This is a genomic window from Streptomyces sp. YS-3, from assembly GCF_045257485.1.
Classification (GTDB): domain Bacteria; phylum Actinomycetota; class Actinomycetes; order Streptomycetales; family Streptomycetaceae; genus Streptomyces.
The window spans coordinates 1-7,335 of sequence record NZ_JBJHPC010000367.1; the positions used below are offsets into that span (position 1 = coordinate 1).

Annotated in this window: 8 protein-coding genes; 3 read left to right on the plus strand and 5 right to left on the minus strand. The window is 74.1% G+C overall.

All coding sequences use genetic code 11. The features are described 5' to 3' along the window. The coding region (locus ACJA3G_RS25195; protein WP_406555328.1) for a PAS domain-containing protein at positions 1-1,166 on the minus strand (1,166 nt) is incomplete at its 3' end. 391 nt (positions 1,167-1,557) lie between these two features. Between ACJA3G_RS25195 and ACJA3G_RS25200 the strand changes: the two genes are divergently transcribed. Beyond that, a complete protein-coding gene (locus tag ACJA3G_RS25200) occupies positions 1,558-1,932 on the plus strand; it encodes a VOC family protein (protein ID WP_406555329.1) in 375 nt (124 codons plus the stop codon). Positions 1,933-2,194: 262 nt separating this feature from the next. Here the strand turns inward: ACJA3G_RS25200 and pdxH are convergent, their stop codons facing one another. Continuing rightward, positions 2,195-2,827 (minus strand): pyridoxamine 5'-phosphate oxidase, encoded by a 633-nt coding sequence (pdxH, locus tag ACJA3G_RS25205; protein ID WP_406555335.1) that lies wholly within the window; start codon positions 2,825-2,827, stop codon positions 2,195-2,197. A gap of 319 nt (positions 2,828-3,146) precedes the next feature. On the opposite strand from pdxH, the gene ACJA3G_RS25210 reads away from it, so the two are divergent. After that, the gene (locus ACJA3G_RS25210) at positions 3,147-4,247 is read left to right on the plus strand and encodes a citrate synthase 2 (protein WP_406555330.1); all 1,101 of its coding nucleotides are present in this window, start codon (positions 3,147-3,149) and stop codon (positions 4,245-4,247) included. Between the two features lie 170 nt (positions 4,248-4,417). Continuing rightward, positions 4,418-4,678: a hypothetical protein gene (locus ACJA3G_RS25215; protein WP_406555331.1), complete on the plus strand. Its 261-nt coding sequence runs from the start codon at positions 4,418-4,420 to the stop codon at positions 4,676-4,678. 47 nt (positions 4,679-4,725) lie between these two features. Here ACJA3G_RS25215 and ACJA3G_RS25220 read toward each other — a convergent pair whose 3' ends face one another. The 3 genes from ACJA3G_RS25220 to ACJA3G_RS25230 are packed head-to-tail and all read right to left on the minus strand — an operon-like array spanning position 4,726 to position 7,226. Then, a complete protein-coding gene (locus tag ACJA3G_RS25220) occupies positions 4,726-5,334 on the minus strand; it encodes a TetR/AcrR family transcriptional regulator (RefSeq protein ID WP_406555332.1) in 609 nt (202 codons plus the stop codon). Beyond that, positions 5,322-6,056, minus strand: coding sequence for an enoyl-CoA hydratase family protein (locus tag ACJA3G_RS25225; protein WP_406555333.1), 735 nt, complete (start codon positions 6,054-6,056; stop codon positions 5,322-5,324). Before ACJA3G_RS25225 ends, ACJA3G_RS25220 begins: the two co-directional genes overlap by 13 nt. Positions 6,057-6,074: 18 nt before the next feature. Further along, entirely contained in the window at positions 6,075-7,226 is a 1,152-nt protein-coding gene (locus ACJA3G_RS25230; RefSeq protein WP_406555334.1) for an acyl-CoA dehydrogenase family protein, read from the minus strand. Between the last annotated feature and the right edge of the window lie 109 nt (positions 7,227-7,335).

The window sequence follows — 7,335 nt, forward strand, 5'->3', positions numbered from 1 at the left end:
CACCCGTCGGCCCCGCTGGCCCGCACCGATCCGATCCGGTCGACCGCCTGGAGCGCGGGGTGACCGGGCGCGTACCGCACCGGGAAGCCGCCGCCCGCCACCGCCGCGACGGGGCCGGGCGCGCTCGCCGGGGACGCCGCCGTCCGTACCAGCCGCTCCCCCGCCACCACGTCCACCAGCGCGTGCTCGGCGAACCCGGCGAGCGCGAAGTCGAGGTACGCCATCGCCGCCTCCTCCGGGTCCTCGCACTCCGCGGCGGTACGCGCCGCCCGGTACAGCTGGTTCCAGCGGAAGCGCAGCCGGTCCGCCTCCTGCTCGGCCAGCCTGGCGTCGGTCACGTCCTGGAAGAGCCAGGCGACGCCCAGCGGGACCGGCTCCTCCGCCAGCGGTGAGGCCAGCCGCAGGAAGCCGCTGCGCCAGCAGCGCCGGCGCTCGGCCTCGCTGGCGCGCAGCGTCACCCACAGCTCGGCGGGCGAGGCGGGCGCGCCCTCCGCGAGGACGTGGTGGAGGGCGCCCTCCAGCTCCTCCACGCCCTGGGCGATCAGTTCGCCGAGGGGGCGCCCGAGCAGCGTGCCGCGTCCGGTTCCCAGCGCCCGCGCCGCGTACGCGTTGACGACGGTGGGGCGCAGGTCCACGTCCACCAGGACGACGCCCCACGACCCGTCCTCGAACAGTGCCTCGCTGAGCGCGATGGAGCGCTCCAGGTCGATCTGCGCGTGCACCTCGCTGAAGGCGCAGTACACGCCCGCCGGTCTGCCGTCCGCGCCCCGGACCCCGGCCGACTGCGTCCGTACGAGGACCCGTCCGCCGTCCTTCGTCAGCAGCGCGAACTCGTGGACCTGGCGGCCGGGCGCCTCCATCGCGGCCATCAGACGGCCCTCGACCTCGCCCGCGTCGGCGGCCCGGACCGCCCAGCCGGCGAAGCCCCGGCGGCCGACGGCCTCCCGCGCGCTCCAGCCGAGGATGCGCTCGGCCTCGCGGTTCCAGTGCGTGACCACGCCTTCCGCGTCGAACGCGCACAGCGCGGCGTCCATGCCGTCGAGCAGCGCGGCGAGCAGGTCGCCGCCGTGCTCGGGCCCGGGGGCGGCACCGGGGCCGTGGTCGTCGCCCCGGTCCGGCTCGTCGGGACCGAGGGCGTTGGTGGTCTCACTCCGGGAAGCACTCATCCTGGCACCCCCTGCAGGACGTGTCGCCGCGTCACACCGACGCGCCGACGCACCGACGCGCGTCAGATCATTGAACTGGAACGTGACGCATCCCACAGCGACTTCCCCGAAATCGCCGTACCGGAGGGATCGTTTTTCGACGCCCGGCGCGGCGGAGGCGGGCGTGCCCGCTCCCCCCGTCCCGGCGGCCGGGCCCCGCACTCCGGCGCACCTCGCCGTCCCGGCGTCCGCCGGCGGGGACGTTCCCGCGGCCCGGGCGGTCCCGGCCGTACCGCTGCGCACAGTGGCTTGGACCGTACCCACCGGGCACCGCCCGTCCCGCGGCCGGGCGTCCGGGCGTCCGGGCGTAAAGCCCTTTCCCGCCCCGGGCTCTTCGAACATAGTGGCGCCCATGAGCTCTCTTGTACGTCATACGACGTTCGACTGCACCGACGCCTACACCCTGGCCACCTTCTGGGCCGCGGTCCTCGACGGCAAGATCAGCGACGAGGACTTCCCCGGCGATCCGGAGGCCATGGTGACCGCCGAGGGCGCCACGCTCCTGTTCGTGACGGTCGCCGATCCCAAGACCGTGAAGAACCGCGTCCACCTCGACCTCCAGCCGCAGGACCGCACCCGCGACGAGGAGGTGGACCGGCTGCTCGCCCTCGGCGCCACCCTGGCCGGTGACCACCGCCGCCCCGACGGCTCGGGGTGGGTGACGCTGGCGGACCTGGAGGGCAACGAGTTCTGCGTCGAGCGGTCGGCCGGGGAACGGGCCGAATAATTCGGTTGTCGCGCCGGGCGCGGCTTCTTAATGTGTGGTGCACACGAGAAGGGAGGTGGTTCGGCAGATGTATGGATACCGGACGCGTGAGGTGACTGCGGGCTAGCGCCTGCCAGTCGCACACTTTGTGTGGTGCCGGCACGTCGCCGGCCGAAATTCCCAGCAGTCACCGACCCGCGGGCTCGCCGGTACGTCCGGCCGGCTCCTCTCCGGAGGAACCCGAGCCCGCGGGTTTCTGCGTGTCCGGCCCCGGACGGACGGTCTACGGGGCGAGCCGCTCCACCCGCCAGGTGTCCGGGCCGGGCGCCGCGGGCACATAGCGCAGCCGGTCGTGCAGCCGGTTCTCGTGGCCCTGCCAGAACTCCACCGCCTCCGGGACCACCCGGAAGCCGCCCCACTGCGGCGGGAGGGGGACCTCGGTGCCCTCGGGGTAGCGGGCCGCCAGCTCCTCGTAACGGTCGGTCAGCTCCGCGCGGGAGGCGAGCGGGGCCGACTGCGGGCTCGCCCAGGCGCCGAGCCGCGAGCCGTGCGGACGGACCCGGAAGTACGCCTCGGTCTCCTCCCGCGTGATGCGCGCCGCCGCGCCCTCCACGATGACCTGGCGGGAGATCTGGTGCCAGGGGAAGAGCAGCGAGACACGGGGGTTCGCCGCCAGCTCGCGGCCCTTGCGGGAAGCGTAGTTCGTGTAGAAGACGAAGCCCGCGTCGTCGTACGCCTTCAGCAGGACCGTGCGGGTGGACGGCCGGCCATCGGGGGTGGCGGTGGCGACGACCATGGCGTTCGGCTCGTGCAGCCCCGCGGTGACGGCCTCCTTGAACCAGCGCGCGAACTGGGCCATGGGAGTGGCGGCGAGGTCCGTCTCGTCCAGGAGCGTGGTGCGGTACTGGCGGCGCATGGCGGCGGGGTCGTGATCGGTCACGGCGTCATCCTGCCGCAGGAGGGCGCGGGTGCGCCCGGCCGCACCCGCATGGCACGGCGTGTCAGTTTTCCCGGCACGGAGGGTCGCCAACCCTCCGCGTGGCAAATGGGGCAGTGTGCCGGATGTCACGCTTCCCCGCACCCGTCGGACCCGCCAAACTCTCCGCTGGGCCACTGTGGCCCCCCTACGACCCGGTGGGTGACTTTCCACCGCGCACGGGGCATCACGGGGGGAGGGGCGCCCCCCTGCCCGACCCATTCCCGCAGCTGTCGCACGCATCACGAGGAGCCGCCTGATGTCCGACTTCGTACCCGGACTTGAAGGAGTCGTCGCGTTCGAGACGGAGATCGCCGAACCCGACAAAGAAGGCGGTGCTCTGCGGTACCGGGGCGTCGACATCGAGGATCTCGTCGGCCATGTGTCGTTCGGGAACGTCTGGGGGCTGCTCGTCGACGGGGCCTTCAACCCCGGTCTGCCGCCCGCCGAGCCGTTCCCGATCCCCGTCCACTCCGGCGACATCCGTGTGGACGTGCAGTCCGCGCTGGCGATGCTCGCGCCGGTCTGGGGCCTGAAGCCGCTGCTCGACATCGACGAGCGAACCGCCCGCGACGACCTGGCGCGCGCCGCCGTCATGGCGCTCTCCTACGTCGCCCAGTCGGCGCGCGGCCAGGGGCTGCCGATGGTGCCGCAGAGCGAGATCGACAAGGCCGAGTCGGTGGTCGAGCGGTTCATGATCCGCTGGCGCGGCGAGCCGGACCCCAAGCACGTCAAGGCGGTCGACGCGTACTGGACCTCCGCCGCCGAGCACGGCATGAACGCCTCGACGTTCACCGCCCGTGTCATCGCCTCCACCGGCGCCGACGTCGCCGCCGCGCTCTCCGGCGCGGTGGGCGCGATGTCCGGCCCGCTGCACGGCGGCGCCCCCTCCCGCGTCCTCGGCATGATCGAGGAGATCGAGCGGACCGGTGACGCAACGGCGTACGTGAAGAAGGCCCTGGACAAGGGCGAGCGCCTGATGGGCTTCGGCCACCGCGTCTACCGCGCCGAGGACCCCCGCGCGCGGGTGCTGCGCCGCACCGCCAAGGAGCTGGACGCGCCCCGCTTCGAGGTCGCCGAGGCGCTGGAGAAGGCCGCGCTCGAAGAGCTGCACGCCCGCCGCCCCGACCGGGTGCTGGCCACGAACGTGGAGTTCTGGGCGGCGATCATGCTGGACTTCGCGGAGGTCCCGGCGCACATGTTCACGTCGATGTTCACCTGCGCCCGTACGGCGGGCTGGTCGGCCCACATCCTGGAGCAGAAGCGGACGGGCCGTCTGGTGCGCCCCTCGGCCCGCTACATCGGCCCGGGCCCGCGCGACCCGCGCGAGGTGGAGGGGTACGGGGACATCCGGGCCTGAGCCCGCTCCCGCGACTCGGTACGTGTGGCGCCGCCCCGGGGACGGGGGCGGCGCCACCCGTGTGCGGGCCGCCGGACCCCCATGATCATTTGTCGCTGCGGTTGGGTAGGGTTTTCGCTGTACCAACCCCCCGCAACGGGCCCTCACGGCCCGGAATTTGGAGTGCCCGCATGCGTCGCACCCTCACCACCGTCCTGTCCGCCGCGCTGCTCGTCGGCGGCCTTACCGTGACCGTCGCGCCCGCCGCGCAGGCCGGCATCATCACCTGCGAGCCGGCCCAGCTGCGCCAGCAGGCCGCCCAGCTCGACCGGAAGGCCGACGAGCTGCAGCACCTGGGCGAGCGCACCGCCGCCGCCAAGGCGCACCAGAACGCCGAGGCGCTCCGCCGCCAGGCCAAGGCCTGCGAGGACGCGGAGAACAACGCCCACTGATCACACGTCAGGGGTGCGGGGGCCGGGCACTCGCCCGGCCCCCGTTCTCATACCTGCCCGGCCGCCGGCCCCAGCGCCCGGTCCACGAGCTCCGCCCACTGCGCCACCACCCGGCCCCGGCGGGTGCCGTCGTCCGTCAGGAGGTTGGCGAGGCCCAGGCCCCGGGCCATGTCGAGCAGGCCCTGTACCGTCTCGCGCACCCCCGGCACCGACTCGTCCGCGCCGAGCAGCGCCACCGCGATGCGGTGCGACTCCCGGCCCACCCGGGCCTCCAGCTCCCGCACCCGCGCGTGCAGCTGGGGCTCGTTGGCGGCGGCCACCCACAGATGCAGCGCGGCCCGGAACAGCGGGCCCGTGTACAGGCCGACGAGGCTGGCGACCACGGTGTGGCGGTCGGTGGGGCCCAGGGCCCGCAGCGCCGAGGAGCGCTCCTCGGCGACGTACTCGACGGCCGCCGTGAACAGGTCCTCGCGCGTGGGGAAGTGGTGCTGCGCCGCACCGCGCGACACGCCCGCCCGCTCCGCCACGACCGACACCGTCGAGCCCGTCCAGCCGTGTTCGGCCAGGCAGGCCACCGCCGCCTCCAGCAGACGCTGCCGGGTCGCCCGGCTGCGGTCCTGCTTGGGGCTCTTGGCGGCGGACGTCACCACACCCATACGGGATCCCGTCGTTCCAGGAACGCGGTCACGCCCTCCCGCGCCTCGTCCGAGGCGAACAGGGCCGCCGATCGCGCGCTCAGCTCTTGCGTCCAGCGGTCGAATGTCTCCACCACGGTAGCCGTGACCAGTGCCTTCGACGCGGCCAGGCCCTGCGGGGAGGCCCGGCGCAGCCCGTCGAGGACGGGTGCGAGGGCCGCGTCCACGTCCTCGGCCGCCTCCGTGAGCAGCCCGGCCCGTACCGCCTCGGCCGCCCCGAACCGCTCCCCCGTCAGGTAGTAGCGCCCGGCGGCGCGCGGGTCCATCCGGGGCAGCAGCGGCATGGAGATCACGGCGGGGGCGAGCCCGAGCCGCGACTCGGTGAAGGCGTACGAGGAGTCCGGGCCCGCCACCGCGATGTCGCAGGCCCCCAGCAGCCCGAGCCCGCCGGCCCGGACATGGCCGGTCACCCGCGCCACGACCGGCTTGGGCAGCTCGACCACGGCCCGCAGCAGCGCCACGAACGCGGCCGGGTCGGGCGGCGCCTTGAGGTCGGCGCCCGCGCAGAAGGCGGAGCCGGTGTGGGTGAGCAGGACGGCCCGGACGCCCGGGTCCCGGCCGCAGTCGGCCAGCGCGGCGCCGAGCTCGCCGACGAGCCCCGCCGACAGGGCGTTGCGGTTGGCGGGCGAATCGAGGACGAGGGTCTCGATCCCCCGCTCCCGCGACCGCTGTACGTAGGTCATGTGCTGCTCCTGGTACGGCTAGTACGACTTGGGAAGCCCCAGCGTCCGGTGCGAGACATAGTTGAGGATCATCTCCCGGCTGACCGGCGCTATCCGGGCCACCCGGGCCGCCGTGACCAGCGCCGCGAGCCCGTACTCCCGGGTGAGGCCGTTGCCGCCGAGGGTGTGCACGGCCTGGTCGACGGCCCTGACGCAGGCCTCGGCCGCCGCGTACTTGGCCATGTTGGCGGCCTCGCCCGCGCCCGCGTCGTCGCCCGCGTCGTAGAGCGCGGCGGCCTTCTGCATCATCAGCCGGGCCAGCTCCAGTTCGATGTGGGCCTGGGCGAGCGGATGGGCGATGGCCTGGTGGGCGCCGATGGGCGCCTTCCACACCTGCCGCTCGCACGCGTACGCGACCGCGCGGGCCAGCGCGTAGCGGCCCATGCCGATCGCGAACGCGGCCGTCATGATCCGTTCGGGGTTGAGCCCGGCGAAGAGCTGGAGCAGCCCGGCATCCTCGTGGCCGACCAGCGCCTCGGCGGGCAGCCGCACCTCGTCGAGGACGAGCTCGAACTGCTTCTCCTGGGCGTGGAGTTCCATGTCGATCCGGGAGCGCCCGAAGCCCGGGGCGTCGCGCGGGACGATGAACAGGCACGGCTTGAGGCTTCCCGTCCGCGCGTCCTCGGCGCGGCCGACGATCAGGGTGGCGTCCGCGATGTCCACACCGGAGACGAAGACCTTGCGGCCGGTGAGGATCCAGCCGCCGCTCTCCCCGTCGCGCCGGGCGGTGGTGGTGATGCGGTGCGAGTTGGAGCCCGCGTCCGGCTCGGTGATGCCGAACGCCATGGTCCGCGAGCCGTCCGCGAGCCCCGGCAGCCAGGCGCGCTTCTGCTCCTCGGTGCCGAAGCGGGCGATGACCGTGCCGCAGATCGCGGGCGAGACGACCATCATCAGCAGCGGGCACCCGGCGGCCCCCAGCTCCTCCAGGACGATGGACAGCTCGGCCATGCCGCCGCCCCCGCCGCCGTACTCCTCGGGCAGGTTCACGCCCAGGTAGCCGAGCTTGGCGGCCTCGGCCCACAGCGCCTCGCGCTCGTGGCCCCGGCCGTGCCGCCGCCCCAGGGCCGCGACGGCGGCCCGCAGGTCCTTGAGTTCCTGGCTCTCCACGGCACTGCTGCGTACGGAAGTCATGACGGCTGGTCCTCCTGTGCGACGGGGGCGTCCTGGACGACGGCGAGCAGGGCGCCGACCTCGACCTGGCGGCCGGGGAGGGCGTGGAGCACGGTGAGCGTGCCGGTGG